The following is a 20,068-nucleotide window of genomic DNA, read 5'->3' as shown; positions in this document are numbered from 1 at the left end:
CTCCACCCGCGGTGGGCGCCCCGCGTGCCGAGGTGACGGGAGGGTCACTTCCCGGCGCGCGGGGCGTTGCTATAGTCGTGCGATGCAGACGCCCGCCCCCACCGCCCCCCGCCACCGCCTGCGCTCGATCCTGGGCGGTTCGGCGGGCAATCTGGTCGAATGGTATGACTGGTACGCCTATTCGGCGTTCACGCTGTACTTCGCGCCGCATTTCTTTCCCAAGGGCGACCAGACCGCGCAGTTGCTGAACGCCGCGGCGGTGTTCGCCGTCGGCTTCCTGATGCGGCCGGTGGGCGGCTGGTTGATGGGCATCTATGCCGATCGCCAGGGGCGCAAGGCCGGGCTGACCCTCTCAGTCTCGCTGATGTGCGCGGGATCGCTCATCATTGCGCTGACGCCGGGGTATGAGACGATCGGCACCGCCGCGCCGGTGCTGCTCGTCCTCGCCCGGCTGATGCAGGGGTTGTCGGTCGGCGGCGAATATGGCGCCAGCGCGACCTATCTGTCCGAAATGGCCGGCAAGCGGCACCGGGGATTCTTCTCCAGCTTCCAATATGTCACGCTGATCTCGGGCCAGCTCGTAGCGCTGCTCGTGCTGCTGGTGCTTCAGGCGACGCTGAGCGAGGCCGCGCTCGATGCCTGGGGCTGGCGCATCCCGTTCGCGATCGGCGGCGTGCTTGCGGTTTTCGTGTTCTGGCTGCGGCGGCGGCTGGCGGAGACGCAGAGCTTCGAGAATGCGCGCGATTCCACCAAGAAATCAGGCTTCTGGGAATTGCTGCGCAGCCACCCGCGCGAGGCCGCCGTGGTGATGCTGCTCACTGCCGGCGGCACGCTCGCCTTCTATGCCTATTCGATCTACCTCCAGAAATTCCTGGTCAACACCGCCGGGTTCGACCGCGCCACGGCGTCGCAGATCAATGCCGCCGCGCTGTTCGGATTCATGCTGATCCAGCCGCTGGCGGGCGCGCTGTCCGACCGGATCGGGCGCAAGCCGCTGATGGTCGCATTCGGCGTGCTGGGCGTCGCCCTCACCTACCCCATCTTCGCCGCGCTGGAGGGCGTGCGCTCGCCGTTCGTGGCGTTCCTGCTAATGTTCGGGGCGCTGGTAATCGTCACCGGCTACACCTCGATCAACGCGGTGGTGAAGGCAGAGATGTTCCCCGCCCACATCCGCGCGCTGGGCGTCGCGCTGCCCTATGCGCTGGCCAATGCGCTGTTCGGCGGCACCGCCGAATATGTCGCCTTGTGGTTCAAGGATGCGGGGTGGGAGCGCGGCTTCTACTGGTATGTGACCGCGATGATCGGCGTGTCGCTGATCACCTATCTGCGGATGCGCGACACCCGCGACCACAGCCGGATCGAGGAGGACTGAGGCCTCGCCCGCCCGTCAGACGATGATCCCGCCCCCGCCGCGAATCGCCAGCACCCGCCCGATCGCATCGAACAGCGCGTCCATCGCCACCGGCTTGAACAGCACGTCGTCGGCGCCGGTCGCCAGGCACCGTTCGCGCAGATCAACCGCAGTATCCGCCGTGACGACGATGATCGGCAACTCGCCCTTTGCATCGTCGCGGGCGCGAATCTGGCGAATTGTTTCGAATCCGTCGGTTCCCGGCATCCGAAGATCGACGAGGATGACATCGAATGTCTCGGCGTCGATACGCGCCAGACCTTCCTCGGCCCAGCTCGCTTCCGCCATCGTCGCGCCGGCGACGTCCAGCATGTCTTTCACGACCCGACGATTCATCGGATCGTCTTCGATGAAAAGGATGTTCATCGGCTGTCGCCGATAGAGGAATAGGGCATGTGCGCGACCGTTTTTTTCATGTTGCGTGTGCTATCGCCCTAAGCCGCCTGCGAAACAAGCGGCTCTGCGCCGTCAGCTTTGGAAATTTCCGCTTCCGGCGGTGCGAGTGCCGCGACCAGCGCAGCCCCCGCCACCGGCTTGTCGATAACCTGGCGGATGCCGGTTTCCAGAAGGCGCGTGTGCTCCTCCGTATCCGGGCGCATCCACAACACCGCGCTGGTCGCCCCCTCCGCCGCCAGCGCCAGCGCGCGCAACGCTTCCAGCGGATCGCCCTCGCCCGCCTTCAGCGTCGCTTCGTCCACCAGCAATCGCGTAATCCCGCCCTCGCCCAGAACCGCCAGCCCCGCCTCCGCGCTCGGCACGAAATGGAGCGTCTCCACGCGCGGCTCGAACAGCGTCCGCAGCATCGAACGCGCGATCGGGTTGCGATCGACGATCAGCATCCCGCCCGCCGCCCGCCCGCTGGCCCGCGCATCCACCGGCGCCTCGGCCGGAACGAGCGGCAGGTTCACGGTGAAGCGCGATCCCTGGCCCTCGCCACTCTCCACGGCGATTTCCCCGCCCAATGCGCGGGCAAGGTTGCGACAGATGGCAAGGCCCAGCCCGGTGCCGCCAAAGCGGCGCGTGGTGCTGGTGTCCACCTGGCGGAACGATTCGAAGATTTCCTCGAACTTCTCCGGCGGGATGCCGATCCCCGAATCGCTTACGGTCAGGCAGATGCGGCGCATATCCCCCTCCCCTTGCGCAACCACCCGCAGGCTGACGCTGCCCTTTTCAGTAAACTTCACGGCATTGGACAGGAGGTTGAACACGATCTGGCGCAGCCGCGCCGCGTCGCTGAGGATCCATTGCGGCGCGTGGCTGAGTTGCAGGTCGAAGCCGAGCCCCTTTGCCCGCGCCTGCTCCTCCCACATCCGCGTCACATCGGTCAGCATCGCGCACAGGTCCATCGGCGCCGCTTCGACCGTCAGGTTTCCGGTCTCCATCTTGGCCACGTCGAGGATGTCGTCGACCAGGCTGCGCATCGTGACGCCGGCGTCGTGGACGATGCCGATCCGGTCGCGCATCTGCGGGGTAAGCGTCGAATCCGCCAGCATCACTTGAGTCATGCCCAATATGCCGTTCAGCGGCGTGCGGATCTCGTGGCTGGTCGTCGCCAGGAACTCGGTCTTGGCGCGCAATGCCTTTTCCAGCGCGACATTGGTTTCGTTCAGCACGACGTTGGCGGCGCGCACCTGATTGCGGCTGCGGCGCAGCGTGACGAGGCCGAAGCTGAGCAGCGCGATGATGACCAGCGTGGCACCGCCGATACTGAGGAACAGCGTGCGTTGGAACCGGGCAGTGCGAACCGCCTCTTCGCGTTGCAGGTTCGCGATCTGCGCTTCCTGGCGGGCGTAGTCGAACCGGGCGGACATCAGCCCGGCGCTGGTCGTCGTCGCAACCTTTGCCGCCTCTTCGTTCAGCCGACGCAGCGCCTCCAGATGCGCCAGCGCGAGCGGCAGATCGCCAGTCTCTCGGAAAATCCGATAGGCATAGAGATGCTCGGTCCGGAACTCGATGCTGGTCTTGGCAAGATCCACACCATCGAACGCGCGCCGGATATAGCTTGCTGCCTTTGCATAGTCCCCGCGATCGGCGGCAAGCCGCGCCGCCGTTGCGAGCAGCGAGCGCCGCATGCCGATCGCGCTGGCATCGCCGGTCAGCGCAAAGCCGCGGCGGATCGTGCGATCGGCGGCATCCAGCTCGCGCGCCTCGACCTGATTCCGCGCCAGATTGGCGAGAACCCGTGCCTCCAGCGTCGGCCGGCCCATCTGCCGCGCGATGCGCAGCGCTTCCAGATACTCCGCCTCGGAAGCGGAATAGCGCTCCAGCGCAAGCAACACGTTGCCGCGACTATTGTGGATCGAAAGCGACAGCATCTGGTCGCGGCCCGACAGCTCGGACGCCTGCTGATAATAGCGCTCGGCGCGGACATCGTCGTTCGCCGCGCTGTACAGCGCGCCCAGATTCTGGAGCGCCAGTGCCTGGCTGCGCGCATCCTTGATCTGGCCATAGATGCGATAGGCCTGCTGAAACGCATTCAGCGCCGCCGCCGCCTTGTCCTCCAGCATGTACAGGTTGCCCTGCGACATCAGCAGGTCGCCGCGCACCTTGATCGGCTCCGGGATCGAGGCGATCAACGTCAGCCCTTCGGCAAGAACCGGCACCGCGCGTTTGGACTGGTTGGTGCGAAGCATCGCTTCGGCGGTCAGTCGCTTTGCCGTGGCGAGCGCGATGTTCCGCTGCCGCGCATCCGGCAATTGCCGCGCCAGGGCCTCCGCCTCTGCGGCAGCGACCAATGCTTCGGCGGGGTCCGAGACCATCGCGTCGAGAACGCGCGCAAACGCGGCCTCAAGCGGCTTGGGGAAGGACGGATCGGCCGCAAAAGAGGGGCTGGCGCCAAATCCCAGTAACAGTGCCAGCAGCGCAAGGCATATCCGCGCGCGGATCACGCCCGTTTCCAGAAACTCTCGGGACGCGCAAAGGGGGAATGCCCGGCGGCACCGGCGACAAGATGGCCGTCCTCCGCCACGAACTTGCGAAACGCGTCGAACCCCAGCGGGCGGGAAATCAGGAATCCCTGCACCATGTCGCAGCCCATCACGCTGAGCAGCGCCAGCGCAGACGGCGTCTCGACGCCTTCCGCCGTGACTTCCATTTCCAGCGCATGGGCAAGGTCGATGGTCGAGCGCACGATCAGCGGATCGCGATTGCTGCTGGTGAGCTGGAGCACGAACATCTTGTCGATCTTCAGCTCGCGCGCCGGCAATTGCTTGAGATAGGCGAGCGAGGAAAGCCCCGCGCCATAATCATCGATCGCCAGCTCGACGCCGATGTCGGCGAATTTCTGCAAGTGGCGAATCGCGCTGTCCGGATCGCGGATAACCGCCGTCTCGGTGATCTCGAACCCCAGCTTGGCGTCGGTGGACGAAACGATGTCGCACGCCTCGGCCACGAAACCGGCATCGGCCAGGAGCACGCCGGAGATGTTGATGAACAGCCGCAGGTCGAAGCCGTCGGCGGCCAGCCGCTTCTGGTCGGTGATAACCTGCCGCAGCGTCCACAGCGTCAGCGACGCGATCTCGCCGGCCTCTTCGGCAACGGCAATGAAGTCGCCGGGCAGGATGAGCCCGCGGACCGGGTGCTGCCACCGCACCAGCGCCTCCGCGCTGGCGATCTTCTGCCGCCGCACATGCACCTTGGGCTGATACTGCAGGAACATCTCGCCTTCGGCGATCGCGCGGGGCAGTTCGCGCATCAGCGTGAGCTTGTCGAACGCCAGGTCGGCGCGCGACAGATCGAGCATCACGACGCGGCCTTCGTCCCGCGCCTGGTTGAGCGCCGACTCCGCCGCCTCGATCAGCCGCACCTCGTCGCAATCGATCGACGGGGCCGCCGCGACGCCGAACTGCATCTGCAACGGATACCGCTCGCCGTCGATATCGATCATCCGCAGGAACGCCGTGCGCAGGCTGTCGACCACGGCGGCGGCAGCCTTGGGCGTGTCCGCCTCGAACGCGATCTCGATCGTCGCGCGCGCCGCGTTCACGATTCGCACGTCAGGGCATAACGCAGTGATTCGCGACGAAACGTCCAAAACGAGCGAATCTGCACGCGGGCGACCCAGATGGCGGCGCAAGGTGGCAAAATTCGCGATCTCGCATACGCACAGGATTCGCCAATAGCCGGGCTCGTGCCGGCGCACGCTCTGCGCGCCCATTGCCGTTTCCCCCTCCCGGCCCCCGCGCACGGGATGGCCCGCTTCGCCTTCGGGCAAAACACCTTCCTCGCCAACGGCTTGCGTTACGTCGTTTGCTGCCTCCGGCATGGCCATGGCCCCGCCAGAAGCGGCTCGGGAGAAGGGCGACTTGGGCGGTTTTTGTGCCGACATGCCTCCGCAAATGCCCTGAGAGGCTTGAAGGAAGCGTTAATCACGGCGCCCGCGGCGCCAGCTCGGCAGGAATTGCCGGCAAACCACGGTTGATTCATCGTTAACGCCCCGGTAACCATTCGATTCGCGCACCGATGCGCACGAAGGGAGACCAACCATGTTCGCGTTCAACCTGTTCTTTCGCGACGGCGCCACGGGCAACGAGATTCGCCCGATCTGAACCCGTTCGTTTCTTCCGGGCCGGCAGGGGAGTGTCTTCCGGCGAAGACATGCTGACCGGCCCGGACGACCATGCAAAAGGCGGCCCGCTGCGGCCGCCTTTTGCATGGTCGGAACGCTGCAATGCCGGGTACCGGCTACAAGGCTTGCGGTATCGGCGTTCCCTGAGCCCCTTGTTCGGGGGGCAGGCTGCGCTAAGGCGCCCGTAAAGCTAACTCGAAGGGACTTTCTGTGCGTATTGCGATGATCGGCACGGGCTATGTGGGCCTGGTTTCCGGCGCCTGCTTTTCCGATTTCGGCCATGAGGTGGTCTGCGTCGACAAGGACGCGCGCAAGATTGAGCTGCTGCATCAGAACGTCATGCCGATCTATGAGCCGGGGCTCGCCGATCTGGTCGCCTCCAATGTGCGCGCGGGCCGGCTGTCGTTCACGACCGACCTGCCCTCGGCGGTGCGCGATGCCGATGCGATCTTCATCGCCGTGGGCACGCCCAGCCGCAGGGGCGATGGCCATGCCGACCTGTCCTATGTCTTCGCCGCCGCGCGCGAGATCGCCGAGAACCTGACCAAGGCGAGCGTGATCGTCACCAAATCGACCGTGCCCGTGGGCACCGGCGACGAAGTGGAGCGCATCATCGCCGAAGTCGCACCCGACAGCGGGGCGATGGTCGTCTCCAATCCCGAGTTCCTGCGCGAAGGCGCCGCGATCGAGGATTTCAAGCGCCCCGACCGCGTCGTCGTGGGCACCGATAACGAAGCTGCGCGCGACGTGATGCGCGCGATCTATCGCCCGCTGTCGCTCAACCAGTCGGCGCCGGTGCTGTTCGTCGGGCGCCGCACGTCGGAACTGATCAAATATGCCGCGAACGCATTCCTCGCGGTCAAGATCACCTTCATCAACGAAATCGCCGACCTGTGCGAGCAGGTGGGTGCCGATGTCCAGGAAGTGGCGCGCGGCATCGGGCTGGACAACCGCATCGGGGCGAAGTTCCTGCACGCAGGGCCCGGCTATGGCGGATCGTGCTTCCCCAAGGATACGCTCGCGCTGATGAAGACGGCAGCGGACAACGAAACCCCGCTGCGCATCGTCGAGGCGACCGTACAAGTCAACGACGCCCGCAAGCGCGCGATGGGACGCAAGGTCATCAAGGCGATGGGCGGCGACGTGCGCGGCAAGACCGTCGCGATCCTGGGCCTGACCTTCAAGCCCAACACCGACGACATGCGCGACGCGCCCAGCCTGTCGATCATCGCCGCGCTACAGGATGGCGGCGCCACCATCCGCGCCTATGATCCCGAGGGTGTCGAGCAGGCCCGGCCGCTGCTCAACGACGTCGTGTTCGCCTCGAGCCCCTATGACGCCGCCGAGAGCGCCGATGCGCTGGTGATCGTCACCGAATGGGATGAATTCCGCGCGCTCGACCTTGCCCGGCTGCGCGCGACGATGAAGGCGCCGCTGCTGGTCGATCTGCGCAACATCTATCCGCCCGCCGATGCGGCAAAGGCAGGCCTGACGCTGGTGGGCGTCGGCAAGCCGCGCGACTGATCGATGTATGCGCCCGTGCGGACCGGTGGACCGCACGGGCGCATCCGCGATTGGATAGCCTAAACAATATCTAGATCGTAGCGTCGGCACCGAACCTCTAGGTCGAGCCGCAATGACGTCCCATGCCCCCCTCCCGCCTGCGCAGCCCATGCTGACGCACCTCCAGCGGCTAGAAGCCGAAAGCATCCACATCCTGCGCGAAGTGGTGGCCGAGGCAGAGCGCCCGGTGATGCTCTATTCGGTGGGCAAGGACAGCGCGGTGATGCTGCACCTCGCGAAAAAGGCGTTCTATCCGGCGCCCCCGCCCTTCCCGCTGCTGCACGTCGATACGACGTGGAAGTTCCGCGCGATGTACGCACTGCGCGACAAGGCGGCGCGCGACGCCGGCATGGACCTGATCGTCCACAAGAACCCGGAGGCCGAGGCACAGGGGATCAACCCCTTCGACCATGGTGGCCGCCACACCGATATGTGGAAGACCGAAGGGCTGAAGCAGGCGCTCGACAAATACCGCTTCGACGCGGCCTTCGGTGGCGCCCGGCGCGACGAGGAAAAGAGCCGCGCCAAGGAGCGCATCTTCAGCTTCCGCACCGCGACCCATCGCTGGGACCCCAAGCAGCAGCGCCCCGAGTTGTGGCACCTTTACAATGCGCGCAAGGCGAAGGGCGAGAGCATGCGCGTGTTCCCGCTCTCCAACTGGACCGAGCTGGACATCTGGCAATATATCCTCGCCGAGGGGATCGAGATCGTGCCCCTCTATTTCGCCGCCCCCCGCCCCACCGTGGAGCGCGACGGGATGCTGCTGATGGTCGATGACGAACGCTTCCGCCTGCATCCGGGCGAAGTCCCGGTCCAACGCTCGATCCGCTTCCGCACGCTGGGATGCTATCCGCTCACCGGCGCGGTGGAGAGCGAAGCGGCGACGCTGGAAGCCGTGATCCAGGAAATGCTGCTCACCACTACCAGCGAGCGCCAGGGCCGCGCGATCGACCATGACCAGGCGGCGAGCATGGAGAAGAAGAAGCAGGAGGGCTATTTCTGATGGCATCCTCCTATCGCCCCGACGCACTGATCGCGTCCGACATCTCCGCCTATCTGGCCCAGCACCAGAACAAGTCGCTGCTGCGCTTCATCACCTGCGGGTCTGTGGATGACGGCAAATCCACGTTGATCGGGCGGCTGCTATACGATGCGAAGCAGGTCTTCGAGGACCAGCTCTCCGCGCTGGAAAGCGATTCCCGGCGGGTCGGCACCCAAGGGCAGGAAATCGACTTCGCGCTGCTGGTCGATGGCCTCGCCGCCGAGCGCGAACAGGGCATCACGATCGACGTCGCCTATCGCTTCTTCGCGACCGAGAAGCGCAAGTTCATCGTCGCCGACACGCCGGGGCACGAACAATATACCCGCAACATGGTGACCGGCGCCTCCACCGCCGACCTCGCCGTGATCCTGATCGACGCGCGCAAGGGCGTGCTGACGCAGACGCGGCGGCACAGCTTCCTCGCCCAGCTTATCGGCATCCGCCATATCGTGCTGGCGGTGAACAAGATGGACCTGGTCGACTATGACCAGGCGACCTTCGACGCGATCGTCGCCGATTATCGCGCCTTTGCCGACGAGATCGGGATCGGCGCCTTCACTGCGATTCCCCTATCGGGCTTTCGCGGCGACAACGTCACGACGCCGTCGCCCCATACGCCCTGGTATGCCGGCCCGACCCTGATCGCGCATCTGGAAAGCGTGCAGGTCGACAGCGATGCCGACCGGGCAAAGCCTTTCCGCCTGCCGGTGCAGTGGGTCAATCGCCCCAATCTCGACTTTCGCGGCTTTGCCGGGCTGATCGCCGGCGGCAGCGTGAAGCCGGGCGACGCAGTCCGCATCCTGCCCTCGGGCCGCACCACCACGGTCGAGCGCATCGTCGCGATGGGCGACGACCTGGCGGAGGCGGGCGCGGGCCAGTCGGTCACGCTGACGCTGGCGGACGAAGTCGATTGCTCGCGCGGGGACGTGATCGCCGCCGCCGATTCCCCGCCCCAGGCCGCCGACCAGTTCCAGGCGACGATCGTGTGGATGGACGCGCAGGACCTGCTGCCCGGCCGCGCCTATTGGCTCAAGCTGGGCACCCAGACGGTGAGCGCCGTGGTGCGCGAGCCCGAGCATACGATCGACGTCAACACGCTGGCCAAGACATCCGCCAAGACGCTGCGGCTCAACGACATCGGCGTCGCCGAAGTCGCCACCGATCGCGCGCTGGTGTTCGAGCCCTATGCCGACAGCCACGACCTGGGCGGGTTCATCCTGATCGACAAGGCGACCAACGCCACCGTCGCGGCGGGGATGCTCCGCTTCGCACTGCGCCGGGCGCAGAACGTCCATTGGCAGGCGATCGAGATCACGCGCGAGGCCCATGCCGCGCAAAAGGGGCAGCAGCCCCGCCTGCTCTGGTTCACTGGCCTGTCGGGGTCGGGCAAGTCGACCATCGCCAATCTGGTCGAGAAGAAGCTCCACGCGCTGGGCAAGCACAGCTTCCTGCTCGACGGCGACAATGTCCGCCACGGGCTGAACCGCGACCTGGGCTTTACCGATGCCGACCGGGTCGAGAATATCCGCCGCGTCGGCGAAGTCGCCAAGCTGATGACCGACGCCGGGCTGATCGTACTTACTGCCTTCATCTCGCCCTTCCGGGCCGAGCGCGATCTGGTGCGCGGCATGCTGCCCAAGGGCGAGTTCTTCGAGATCTTCATCGACACGCCGCTGGAAGAGGCCGAGCGCCGCGACGTGAAGGGCCTGTATAAAAAGGCGCGCGCCGGCCAGATCGCCAACTTCACCGGCATCACCAGTCCCTATGAGCCGCCGGCCAACCCGGAAATCCGCATCGACACCACCCGCACGACGCCCGAAGCGGCGGCGGAGCGGATCGTCGAGGAGATTATCGGCGTTTGGTCCCCCGTCGTTTAGCCGGGCGCGGCTTGCCCGAACGGAAGAAGGCGACGGCAAGCAGCACGACCAGTGCGGGCAACAGGAACGCGACCCCCTCGCGCATGAACACCTGCGGCGTGTTGCACCGGATCGATGCGTAATAGCCCGGGGCGCCCGGCACCGGCTCGACCTTGTCGTCCGATGCCCAGCGCAGGCAAGCATGGCCCTCGCCCGCCTCGAACCCGCTGAGCCAGCGCTGCGCCGCCTGCTGCGTCGGAAGGACCGGGCCCAGCCGCGTGATGACGTGGTGGTGCCAGATGGGATAGGCGCACAGCATCGCGAACCATGCGCCGACAAAGGCGGCGAGCTTGATCTGATGTGCGGTGAAGGGCAGGCGCAGCTTCGACATGGCGCGCGCTATGCCATCGCCGCGTGCCGCAGAAAAGACAGTGCTGCGGTGCTTCAGCTGAACAGCTTGAGCAACCGCGGATCGGTGACGCGCCCGTCAAAGCCGTGGGCGAGCCGCGCGTGGAAAAGCGCGCGGTCGTCGGCATCCACAGACGCGCTGTCCTTCTCCCAATCGACTTCCACCACCATCGCCAGCGGATCGAAGCGCAGCACGCCCTGCTGCATGGCGATCAGCGTCAGTTCGACATCGGCGAAGTGCCGCTTATACCCTGCGAAAAACAGGTCGCCGTCATAATTGCCCCGCGCCCAGTCGGCAGTGGCCATGCCGAAGCCCGCCAGCGCGCCCGCCCATTTACCGTCGTTGAACGCGAGCAGCCCGCCGCCCCGCCCACGCAGTCCGCGCAGCCCGACCGCGAGCCAGTTCCGGCTGGAAAAGGCGTCCTGCGCGACATAGGCGATTTCGGCGGCATGGCTGCGGCGAAAGACCGTGTTCGCCACCTGGATGAAGCCGATGCGCGCATCGTCATGCACGCACAGCAGCTTGCCCGCGCTGCCCGCCCGGCGCGCCAGCTGCTGCGCAGAGCGATTCGCCATCGCGCCGTCGATGAAGGGCATGACGACCAGCGGCTGCCCGGGCGTCCCGACATGGTCGGGCAAGCCGTCGACCGTGGTGATCTGCACCGAGAGCGTGGCACCTGCCATGGCTCAGACCCCGCGCGGCCGGCGAGGAAGATCGATTTTTAGCATCACGGCCCCCCGGCGATCCAGAATTCCTGTTCTGGTGCCCATGATTGCCGTGCTAGGTCAATGCCGGGCCAACGATAAAGCGTGCGATACATGACCGAAACGACGGGCAGGAACAAAGACAGCGAGACTGGGCCCGACTATTCCGGCATCGTAAATTCTGCCGGCAGCCTGTTTCTCAACGGCTGGGCCGTTACGCGTAGCGGCGACCCGTGCCAGGTCCGGGTGTTCGTGAACGGCGAAGAGGCGTTCGACATTCTCAGCGAAGAGGCGAGGCCGCATCTTAAGCGCCAGGGCGTGTCCAACGGTCTGGGCGGTTGGAGCGTCGATCTGCGAAAGGTCCTGAAACCCGGCCCCAATCGGGTCGATGTCCGGTTCCCCGATGGCACTTCGCTTCGCAAGAGCCCGTATATCCACCATGCGCCGTCCAAGATTCGCGCGCTCAAACCCGGCGAGACCCGGCTGTATCAGGGTGACGCGGCGCTGATCGACGATGTGCGGATCGACGGATGGGTGATGGGAACGGGTGGCGACACCGCTGTTGTGACCATCCATGTCAACGGACGCGAGCCCGTGAGCTTCCTGCCCGACCAGCCGCGCATCGCCGTGGTGGACGGCGTATCCCGCACGGTGTTCGGGTGGTCGATGGATCTTGGCGACGTGTTGATGCGCGGCATGAACCTGATCCATGTCCGCGACGCCGAAGGACAGCCGCTGGGCGAAAGCCCCTTCCGCGTACGCGTCGCGGCACCGGCAAAGGCGGCTCCGGCTGTCCCCGAACCAGCCCCCGCCCCTGCGCCGGTGCCTGCTGAGCCCGTTGCGCCACCGGCACCCCCGGTTGCGGAACCGCCGGTCGCGCAGGCGCATGGCATGCCCTCGGCTGCCGATCTCGATGAAATGTCGCTCGACGACATCAGCCTCGCCATGGCCGCTGGCATGGTCGAGGTGGAGCCCCCCGTCGCGCCACCGGTGCCAGAGGTCGTCGCCCGGCCAGCGCCCGAGCCGGTTGCGCCGCGCTTCAACAACGCACCGGGATTTTTCGAGCGGCTGTTGCGCCGACTGCCCTGAGTTAGCAGGCGCGATCGGCGAGCAGCTTTTCCCATTGCTCGCCGGCGCGCTCCGCGGTCCGCGCATGGTCGATGAGCAGACGGGCCAGGTCGGCCCGCCGCCACAGCCCGGCATGGACCGGCGGTGCGCCGGCAGCGGATAACGCGCGCACGCCCTCGGCATAGAAATCGGCGGGAGGCGAAACGATTCCCCGCACGATATGGACATAGTCGGCGTCGGACGCGCGCACGCGACGTTGCAGGCCCGCCACGTCCAGCGGCTCCAGGATCGCGCCAAGGCGTGACGCGTCGGGCGGCGTACCGCGCGCGACCGCGATCGTGCGCGCCGGCATGCTCTGCTGCGCAATCGGGGACACCCGGCCGTCCAGCACGAAGGCGTCGATGCTCGGCGCGCGCAGCGCCTGCGCCAGCACCGCGCGCCCATAGGCATGGCGATTGGCGAGCGGGGCCATGCTGCGCCGCCGCTCCGCTCGCGCATCGCCCATGGCAACGTCGCGCAGCGCCGATAGGATTGCCTGCCGATCCGATCGCACGGCCACGGCGCCCAGCACGGGGTTCGCCAGGATCGCATCCGCAACCTCGACATGGTCCGGCGTGGTGACAACGCCGGCGCCGTGCGCCCAGGCGGCCACCGCCCCTGCCCAGCCATCCCCATCGCCCAACAGCAGCATCGCGTCCGCATCGCTGGCCTCCACGTCAGGCCCGACCGTCAGCGCCAGCCCCTCTGTCTTCGCCAGCCGCGACAGCGCGGTGCACCAATCGGCGCCTCTAGCAGCCGCGTCGATCAGTCCCAGCCGAAGGCCATCGCCGGCGGCATGCTGATCGGGCGCAATCGCCGCCGGGCTGTGCGGCACCAGCGCGACACAGGCCGGCGGCAACCCGCCGCGCACGAGCATCGCCGCCAGGGTCCGGCTGTGCACCACCAGCCGGATCGAACCGTGCGCGGCCTGGAACCGGCGGGCGCCCAGCATCGCCATCACCGAAAAATCGACGCGATCGAGCAGCAGCGTGACGGTCATCCCCGCCTCCGCGAGCGGCACCGCCGCCCGCACGGCATCCACGCCCTGCACGATCGCCGCGCCGCGCCCGGCTTCGGGCGCAGCCTCTGCATCGGCCAGCGTCACTGGCTGTCGCTGGCCATCGGCGAACAATCGCGCCAGCGCCGCCACCTGCGGATCGCCGTCCCGGCCGACGATCCGAACCGGGCCGCGCTGAAGATAGGGCGCCGGCGGCACCGCGAGCGGGTGGGGCGCGACGCTGCGGGCGGCATGGAGCAGCGCGAACACCGCACGGGCGCTCTCCGGCGTCGGGCCCCTGCCGCTCCAGTCGAGCACAAGCCGGCGATACGCGTCCGCCCCGCCCCGTGCCATCGGGTAATGGCGCCGCATCCACGCCCAGTCGAATCCGACCAGCGGGACGCGCTCCTGCTCAGCCCCCACTCGAATGAAATGCGCATAGCCATCCATGCCTTCCGCGCACGCATCGGGATAGGCGCACAGATAATCGCCATAATCGAAGAACGGGTTGGGATTGAGAACGCGACCGTCGTCACGCGCGCGCAGAAACCCAGCGAGCGTTGGCACCTTCGAATCCGGCAACTGGCGCCCGACATGGGCGATGTCGAAACCCGCCAGCGGCTGGCGGCGGGCGGCATCGCCCTCCAGCAGATAATGGACCAGCGCGCCCATCGGCATCGGCGTGTCGCCCAGTTGCTCGGTGTACCAGGCCGGATCGAACAGCGGGTGCGGCGACAAACCCCGCGCCTCGCCTTCGCGGACATAGTGCGCAAGCGGATCGTCCAGCGCCGCATCGCCCGGATGTTGCATCCGGTAATAGCGCGCGTCGAACAGCCCGGATGCGCGGATCACGCGCCAGGCCTGGCGTTGCGGCGGAGTAAGCGGAACGGTCATGGCTGGCCTCGCATCGCGATTCGTTAGGCTTCAACAATCGCGCGCAGCTGCGCGGCGAGTGCGGGATTTCGGCCGCTGGTGCGGGCGTGGGACAGTTGGTGCCGTGCCGCGAACACCGGGCTCAGCGTGGGGCCCGCCAGCACGCGCACCCCCATCGCCATCGCCTCGACTGCGGTCAGCCCGGCGGCATAGGGCTGGGTGTTGACGATTGCCTCGCACCGGGCGAGTTCGCGCAAATAGGCGTGGTGCCCGACGGGCGCCTCCACCCGCTCGACCGCAACGCCCCGCCCCGCCAGCAACGCCTCCACCCGCTCGCGCGTGCGGGCATGGGCATAACGGCGATCGATCAACGCGACGCGGTCCACCCCCTCCGGCCATGCCAGCATCGCCGCCGCCGCGATCTTGGCCGGGTTCCCGACCAGCGCGACGCCGCGCTTGCGCGTCCCGTGCAGCGCGGTCACCGCCGCCGGCGGGTCATAGTCGCAATAGCCGCCCGCAATCGCGACCAGCGGTTCGGCATAGAGCGGCTGGAGAGTGTCGGGCGACTGCCACGCATCGCCGATCCAGCCATCGAACGCGTCGATGCCGGTCGTCGCCGACTGGCCGCCGACCCATTTGTACATCCGCGCCGCCGGCTTTGCGGACAGCGCCTTCAGCCCAGCGACATCGGCCCAGCCGCCCAGATCGAACAGAATGTCGATCTCCGCTGCGGCGATCCGCTCCGCCAGCTGGTCCGGCGGGAGATGGGCAACGTCGTGCCACGCGGTCGCGATCCCGCGAAACGCCGCCGTCCCCTCGTCCTGCTTGGTCCCCCGCGCGAAGCAGTGGAGGTCATGATACGCGGCCAGCGTGGCAAAAGCGGGGAAGGTCAGGTGATAGACCGGCGAATTGGTGAACAGCGGCGACACCAGCCCGATGCGCCGCCGCCCCGCGCGCGGGGTACGCGCTGCCCTGCGCGGCAACCGCAGATGCGCTTGCGAAAACGCCGTCAGCCGCGCGCTCAGCGCCGCGCCATCGGCATCCAGATACAGCGCCGCCATCAGGCTGGTCAGTTCCGCATCGACGCCATGCGCGGGATCGCCGAGCAAGGGCGCCACCAGCGCGCGCGCACCCTCTGCGTCGCCGAACGCATTCATCGCCAGATTGGCGAGGCCGAGCCGCGCAGTGCCGTTCGCCGGGTCGATCGCCAGCACGGCCTGCAGCGCCGCCTCGGCCCGCACCGGATCGCCCAGCGCCTGATGCACCCGCGCAAGCAGCGCCGGCGCCTGCCACAGCCGGGGGGACAGTGCCGTGGCGGCCTCCGCCAGCGGCCGCGCAGTGGCAAGGTCGCCGCGCGCAAAGGCGATCATCGCCAGGTTGTGCTTGATCTCCCCCGCCGCCGGCGCCAGCGCCTCGGCCTGGCGAAACAGGCGCGCAGCATCATCCCACTGCGCGGCATCGCGCGCGGACTGGGCCTGGCGCAGCAGCGTGTCGAGCGTTGCCTGTTTCATTGCCCCCAGCCCGCCGCCGCTCAGGCGACGCGCTTCACGCGGGCGCGGCGCGCCGGCTTGTCGGCAACCGGCAGCGACGGCACGTCGAACAGGCGCGCCTGCTCGCGCATCGATCGCCGCTGGACCAGCGCCGCTTCCGACATATTCTCAGGCGCGATCGCATGGGGCAGCCCCACCGAGGCAAGGATGGTGGCCAGTGCGCGCTGCGCGTGCGCTTCGGAGAAATGGCGCTCGACAAAGTCCAGCGATCGCTGCGCCATGTCCCGGCGCCGCGCTTCCGACGCCAGCAGCGCCGTCACCTGCTCCACCCAGTCGGCAGGGGTATCGGCAATCGTCGCCACGCCATCCTCCAGCCGCATCCCCTCTGCGGCGATCCCGCTGAGCACACAGGGCGTGCCGACGCGCAGCGCATCGATCACCTTGCCCTTCATCCCCGCCCCGATCCGCAGCGGCGCGACCATGATCGCCCGCGCCGCGAGAAACGCCGCCGCATCTTCCACCCAGCCCTCGATCACGACGCGATCGTCGGCGATCTCCTGCGCCATCGCGTCGAACCCGCTGCCGGCGATGTGGAACGTGACGCCGGGGTTGCGCGCGCGGATTTCGGGCCAGCATTCCGCGAGGAAGAATTCCACGGCGTCGCGATTGGGCTGGTGGTCATAGCTGCCCAGGAACGCGATCCCTTCGCGCGGGCGCTCCAGCACGCCGGTATCCACGGGCTCCGCGATCCAGGGAAGGATGCGGACATTGGCCTGCAGCCCCAGATAGCTTTCGATCACGCCGCGCTCGACATCGCTATAGGTCAGCACCGCATCGCATTGGCGGAACACCGCGACTTCGGCATCGCGCGTCTTGAGCGCCTTGGCAAAGGACGCGCTCGATTCCGCCAGCCGTGCCGCGCGCAGCTCGCGCAGGAAATGCACGTCCGCGCAGTTCAGCACGATCTTCGCCTTGGGCGCGCGCTGGCGGATGCGCGGGATCAGCCCGGCCGCCGTGCCGAACCGATGGATATAGACCAGGTCGAATTCCGCGCCGCGCCGGTCGATCACGTCCGCCAGACTGGTGTAGAAAGGCGCATACAGATGTTCGATGCCCGCGCGTTCATAGGCATCGGTGTACATACCCAGATGCGCGCAGTTCAACGGCGCGATCGTCACCTTGTACCCCAGCGCCTGGAACATCCGCATTTCCTGGCTGATGGCAAAGCTGCCCGCGTCGCGATCGAAACGGGGCGACTGGTAATCGAGCACCAGCACGCGACCGATAATCCCACGGTCCTTTTCCAGATCGGGCGAGACACCCTCGACGCCATGCTGGGCAAAGGCGCGGCGCCAACGCTCTTCGAACTTGGGCCGGTTGATGTCCTGGAACCGCTTCATGCCGCCCTGGCGATCGGTGCCCGACGTGACGCCCTCGTGGTGGATCACCGTCGCCTTTGCCGCGTACACACAGCGCATCCCCTTGGCGCGCACGGCAAAGGCTAGGTCGGTGTCCTCGTAATAGCCCGGCGCATAGCGTTCGGGGAAACCGCCCAGCGCTTCCCACACGTCGCGCGCGATCATGATCGCCGCGCCCGACACATAATCCGCCTGGCGCGTATAGTTGAACCGGGGCTCCGCCGGATTGCCGCCCCGGCCATAATTCCACGGCTTGCCATTGCCCCACACGATCCCGCCCGCTTCCTGCAAGCGGCCATCGGGATAGATCAGCCGCGCGCCGGTGACGGCGACCGCGTCGAATGCCGTGAACGGAAACCGCAGCTCTTCCAGCCACCGGCCAAGCGGTTCGGTGTCGTTGTTGAGCAGGACGATGTGCTTGCCGGTCGCGACTGCGGCGCCGGCATTGCAGGCGTCGACGAACCCCCGCGCCGCCTCGTGCCGGACCACGCGGATGCCAGGAAAGATCGCGGCGGCATCCAGCGTCCGGTCGCTCGACCCGTCATCGACCAGGATCAGCTCGTACGACAGCCCCGCCGCCGTGTAGAGTACTGCGTTGATCGCGAAATAGGTGAAGTAGAATTTGTCGTGTACCGGGATCACGATCGAGAAATCCGGCTGCGCGGCGGCATGCACGCGGCGCGGCTCGAACCGCCGCTGGTTGGGCTGCGGGCCGCGCAGCACATATTGGTGACACGCGCTGACCACCGCCAGCCAATCCGGCGCGGCATCCGGCAGCGCGGCCAGCCGCCCGAGTGCCGCAACCAGCCCCTGATAGCGCAGCTCGGCAAAGGGCACGAGCCCGGGCCGCTCGATCGCATTGGTATGCGTCTGCAACGCGGCGCCGGGCGTCGCGATCGCGTCGAAGACATGCTCGCCCGCGTGCAGTGTCTCGCCCAGCACGCCGTCGCGCACTTCGATCCAGTGCCGTTCGCCGTCGAGCAACTCCGCCGGCAGCGTCACCAGCACACCGCGATCGCCGTCGCGGCACGACAACATCGCACAGGCGTGGATGCGCCCGTCGATGACGATATAGATGGGCCCGCTGTCCTCGCCACGCGGTCGGCGTCGGGTCGCCGCGACCAGCAGGTACCCCCCGCTCGCACTGACCGAAACCCCCGCCGTCGCCGCCGGCGCGGGGAGTGCGGACTCACTTTGGACCAACGGAGCAAGTGCCACGCCGTCAAACACGGCGTAGGGCGGCGCGAATTGCGTCGTCAGCGCGCCCAGCGGCACAAGGCCCCACGCGTAACCGTCCGCATCGTCGGCGATCGTCGAGGCCCCGCCGCGCAGCAGCCCCAGGATCGAAAGCGCGGGCCATGTATCCTCGCCCTGCGGCGGCAGCGCGGGCAGCGCGCCCAGGTCGAGCGGCAGGATCGCCTCGCGCAGCACATGCGCTGCGCCGCTGAACAGGTCGGCATGGCGCGGCGCCCCATCGGCGCGCAGCCACCGGATGAGCGCACCGCCCACCCCGATCTGCCTGACCTCAAACCCGCTCATTCGCCGAAGCCTCCCTGGCGCGTGGAACCGTCGAGACTCCAACCTGATGTCGTCGCCCTCGCTGCCGGAACTAGCCGGATCGAAGCCCTAACCCGCCCGCCCCCCGCATTCAATCGGGATAACCCGGCGTTCGGGCGCGCAATTGTCGACAGTGTGCGTCCCGCAGCGACACATCGTGCGCCGCAACATTGACGCGGCAACCGCGCCTTATTACGGGGTTATAGCCTGTTCCAGAGAGCCTGAGCGGCGTCGCTCATTGCTGGATTGCCTCGAAAGACCGTCCCGCCGCATGCGCAAGCTGATCGTTCACTACCATCTGTTCAAGAATGCCGGGACGTCGATCGACGCGCTGCTTAAGCGCAGCTTTGGCGACAATTGGCTGACGGTCGAGTTTCCGGAGAACCTCCGACGCAACGTGAAGGACCTAGAAGCCTTTATCCGCGCGAACCCGCACGCGCAGGCGATCTCGTCGCACACGGCGCAACTGCCGCTGCCCCGGATCCCCGATGTCGAGATCCTGCCGATCCTCTTCGTGCGCCACCCCCTGCTCCGCCTGAAATCGGCCTACAGCTTCGAACGCAAACAGACCCACGAAGGTGTCGGTCCCAATCTGGCACGCGTCCTGAGCTTCGTCGGCTACACCCGCGCGCTGATCGCGATCCGCAATCGCCAGGCGTTCAATTTCCAGACCGAACGTTTCGCCGCGGCGTTTCCGCGCGACAGCGGCGACGAACTGACCCGCGCGCTGCGCACTGCCGACACGCTTCCGTTCGTGGGGGTAGTAGAAGACTTCGCACACTCCGTAGCGCGGCTCGAGCAATTCCTGGCGCCGCATTTCCCGATGTTCAAGGGCGAGCCCGTTCGGCTGAACGTGACCAATCCCACGACCGCGGAAATTGATGCCCAGCTCGCGGCTCTGAAAATAGAAATGGGACCGCGCGACTACGAGCGCCTTCTCGACAAAAATGCAAATGATATAATATTATACAATAAAGTCGCGTCGGCACGCAGCACAGGTACAGCCCCCACATTTGCCCCAATAACGCGACCCAATAATAGGTAATCGCAATATACATCACGGCATTAGCATTA

14 protein-coding genes are annotated in these 20,068 nt (G+C 67.0%); 6 read left to right on the top strand and 8 right to left on the bottom strand.

Annotated features, from left to right (window positions below; genetic code table 11):
* The first annotated feature begins 82 nt into the window (after window positions 1–82).
* The gene (locus tag ACG3SL_RS03285) at window positions 83–1,372 is read left to right on the top strand and encodes an MFS transporter (protein ID WP_448663713.1); all 1,290 of its coding nucleotides are present in this window, start codon (window positions 83–85) and stop codon (window positions 1,370–1,372) included.
* A gap of 15 nt (window positions 1,373–1,387) precedes the next feature.
* On the opposite strand, the gene ACG3SL_RS03280 is transcribed toward ACG3SL_RS03285, so the two are convergent.
* The 3 genes from ACG3SL_RS03280 to ACG3SL_RS03270 all read right to left on the bottom strand — a co-directional run bounded on the left by ACG3SL_RS03280 (window position 1,388) and on the right by ACG3SL_RS03270 (window position 5,396).
* Window positions 1,388–1,777, bottom strand: a complete 390-nt coding sequence (locus ACG3SL_RS03280; RefSeq protein ID WP_448663712.1) for a response regulator — start codon at window positions 1,775–1,777, stop codon at window positions 1,388–1,390.
* 68 nt (window positions 1,778–1,845) lie between these two features.
* A complete protein-coding gene (locus ACG3SL_RS03275) occupies window positions 1,846–4,299 on the bottom strand; it encodes a tetratricopeptide repeat-containing sensor histidine kinase (RefSeq protein ID WP_448663711.1) in 2,454 nt (817 codons plus the stop codon).
* Window positions 4,296–5,396, bottom strand: a complete 1,101-nt coding sequence (locus ACG3SL_RS03270; protein ID WP_448663710.1) for a putative bifunctional diguanylate cyclase/phosphodiesterase — start codon at window positions 5,394–5,396, stop codon at window positions 4,296–4,298. Before ACG3SL_RS03270 ends, ACG3SL_RS03275 begins: the two co-directional genes overlap by 4 nt.
* Before the next feature lie 792 nt (window positions 5,397–6,188).
* Between ACG3SL_RS03270 and ACG3SL_RS03265 the strand changes: the two genes are divergently transcribed.
* From ACG3SL_RS03265 to cysN, 3 genes are all read left to right on the top strand, one after another.
* A complete protein-coding gene (locus ACG3SL_RS03265) occupies window positions 6,189–7,502 on the top strand; it encodes a UDP-glucose dehydrogenase family protein (RefSeq protein WP_448663709.1) in 1,314 nt (437 codons plus the stop codon).
* A gap of 148 nt (window positions 7,503–7,650) precedes the next feature.
* Window positions 7,651–8,544, top strand: coding sequence for a sulfate adenylyltransferase subunit CysD (gene cysD, locus ACG3SL_RS03260; RefSeq protein WP_448663708.1), 894 nt, complete (start codon window positions 7,651–7,653; stop codon window positions 8,542–8,544).
* A complete protein-coding gene (cysN, locus tag ACG3SL_RS03255) occupies window positions 8,544–10,460 on the top strand; it encodes a sulfate adenylyltransferase subunit CysN (protein WP_448663707.1) in 1,917 nt (638 codons plus the stop codon). Before cysD ends, cysN begins: the two co-directional genes overlap by 1 nt.
* Here cysN and ACG3SL_RS03250 read toward each other — a convergent pair.
* Together ACG3SL_RS03250 and ACG3SL_RS03245 are read right to left on the bottom strand one after the other, a co-directional pair.
* On the bottom strand, window positions 10,432–10,830 hold the full coding sequence (locus tag ACG3SL_RS03250) for a hypothetical protein (protein ID WP_448663706.1): 399 nt from the start codon (window positions 10,828–10,830) through the stop codon (window positions 10,432–10,434). The two genes, cysN and ACG3SL_RS03250, sit on opposite strands and share 29 nt — an antisense overlap.
* A gap of 53 nt (window positions 10,831–10,883) precedes the next feature.
* The gene (locus ACG3SL_RS03245; protein WP_448663705.1) at window positions 10,884–11,531 is read right to left on the bottom strand and encodes a hypothetical protein; all 648 of its coding nucleotides are present in this window, start codon (window positions 11,529–11,531) and stop codon (window positions 10,884–10,886) included.
* A gap of 135 nt (window positions 11,532–11,666) precedes the next feature.
* Between ACG3SL_RS03245 and ACG3SL_RS03240 the strand changes: the two genes are divergently transcribed.
* Window positions 11,667–12,641 (top strand): hypothetical protein, encoded by a 975-nt coding sequence (locus ACG3SL_RS03240; protein WP_448663704.1) that lies wholly within the window; start codon window positions 11,667–11,669, stop codon window positions 12,639–12,641.
* 1 nt (window position 12,642) lies between these two features.
* Here the strand turns inward: ACG3SL_RS03240 and ACG3SL_RS03235 are convergent, their stop codons facing one another.
* Genes ACG3SL_RS03235 through ACG3SL_RS03225 form a run of 3 tightly spaced genes read right to left on the bottom strand, consistent with a single transcriptional unit; the run spans window position 12,643 to window position 18,976 of the window.
* Complete coding sequence (locus ACG3SL_RS03235; protein ID WP_448663703.1) at window positions 12,643–14,550, bottom strand: hypothetical protein; 1,908 nt, start codon at window positions 14,548–14,550, stop codon at window positions 12,643–12,645.
* A gap of 23 nt (window positions 14,551–14,573) precedes the next feature.
* A complete protein-coding gene (locus ACG3SL_RS03230; RefSeq protein ID WP_448663702.1) occupies window positions 14,574–16,040 on the bottom strand; it encodes a tetratricopeptide repeat protein in 1,467 nt (488 codons plus the stop codon).
* Window positions 16,041–16,060: 20 nt separating this feature from the next.
* Window positions 16,061–18,976 (bottom strand): glycosyltransferase, encoded by a 2,916-nt coding sequence (locus ACG3SL_RS03225; protein WP_448663701.1) that lies wholly within the window; start codon window positions 18,974–18,976, stop codon window positions 16,061–16,063.
* A 289-nt stretch (window positions 18,977–19,265) separates the two neighbouring features.
* On the opposite strand from ACG3SL_RS03225, the gene ACG3SL_RS03220 reads away from it, so the two are divergent.
* A complete protein-coding gene (locus ACG3SL_RS03220) occupies window positions 19,266–20,039 on the top strand; it encodes a hypothetical protein (protein WP_448663700.1) in 774 nt (257 codons plus the stop codon).
* The last annotated feature ends 29 nt before the right edge of the window (window positions 20,040–20,068 follow it).

It is taken from the genome of Sphingomonas degradans (genome assembly GCF_053502645.1).
This window is presented reverse-complemented; position numbering and strand designations above follow the sequence as displayed.

What these genes read in the sequence shown, in the direction of transcription:
- ACG3SL_RS03285 (WP_448663713.1), top strand. Translation starts at nt 83, where the DNA reads ATGCAGACGCCCGCCCCCACCGCCCCCCGCCACCGCCTGCGCTCGATC.
- ACG3SL_RS03280 (WP_448663712.1), bottom strand. Translation starts at nt 1,777, where the DNA reads ATGAACATCCTTTTCATCGAAGACGATCCGATGAATCGTCGGGTCGTG.
- cysD (WP_448663708.1), top strand. Translation starts at nt 7,651, where the DNA reads ATGCTGACGCACCTCCAGCGGCTAGAAGCCGAAAGCATCCACATCCTG.
- cysN (WP_448663707.1), top strand. Translation starts at nt 8,544, where the DNA reads ATGGCATCCTCCTATCGCCCCGACGCACTGATCGCGTCCGACATCTCC.
- ACG3SL_RS03250 (WP_448663706.1), bottom strand. Translation starts at nt 10,830, where the DNA reads ATGTCGAAGCTGCGCCTGCCCTTCACCGCACATCAGATCAAGCTCGCC.
- ACG3SL_RS03245 (WP_448663705.1), bottom strand. Translation starts at nt 11,531, where the DNA reads ATGGCAGGTGCCACGCTCTCGGTGCAGATCACCACGGTCGACGGCTTG.
- ACG3SL_RS03240 (WP_448663704.1), top strand. Translation starts at nt 11,667, where the DNA reads ATGACCGAAACGACGGGCAGGAACAAAGACAGCGAGACTGGGCCCGAC.
- ACG3SL_RS03235 (WP_448663703.1), bottom strand. Translation starts at nt 14,550, where the DNA reads ATGACCGTTCCGCTTACTCCGCCGCAACGCCAGGCCTGGCGCGTGATC.
- ACG3SL_RS03230 (WP_448663702.1), bottom strand. Translation starts at nt 16,040, where the DNA reads ATGAAACAGGCAACGCTCGACACGCTGCTGCGCCAGGCCCAGTCCGCG.
- ACG3SL_RS03225 (WP_448663701.1), bottom strand. Translation starts at nt 18,976, where the DNA reads ATGAGCGGGTTTGAGGTCAGGCAGATCGGGGTGGGCGGTGCGCTCATC.
- ACG3SL_RS03220 (WP_448663700.1), top strand. Translation starts at nt 19,266, where the DNA reads ATGCGCAAGCTGATCGTTCACTACCATCTGTTCAAGAATGCCGGGACG.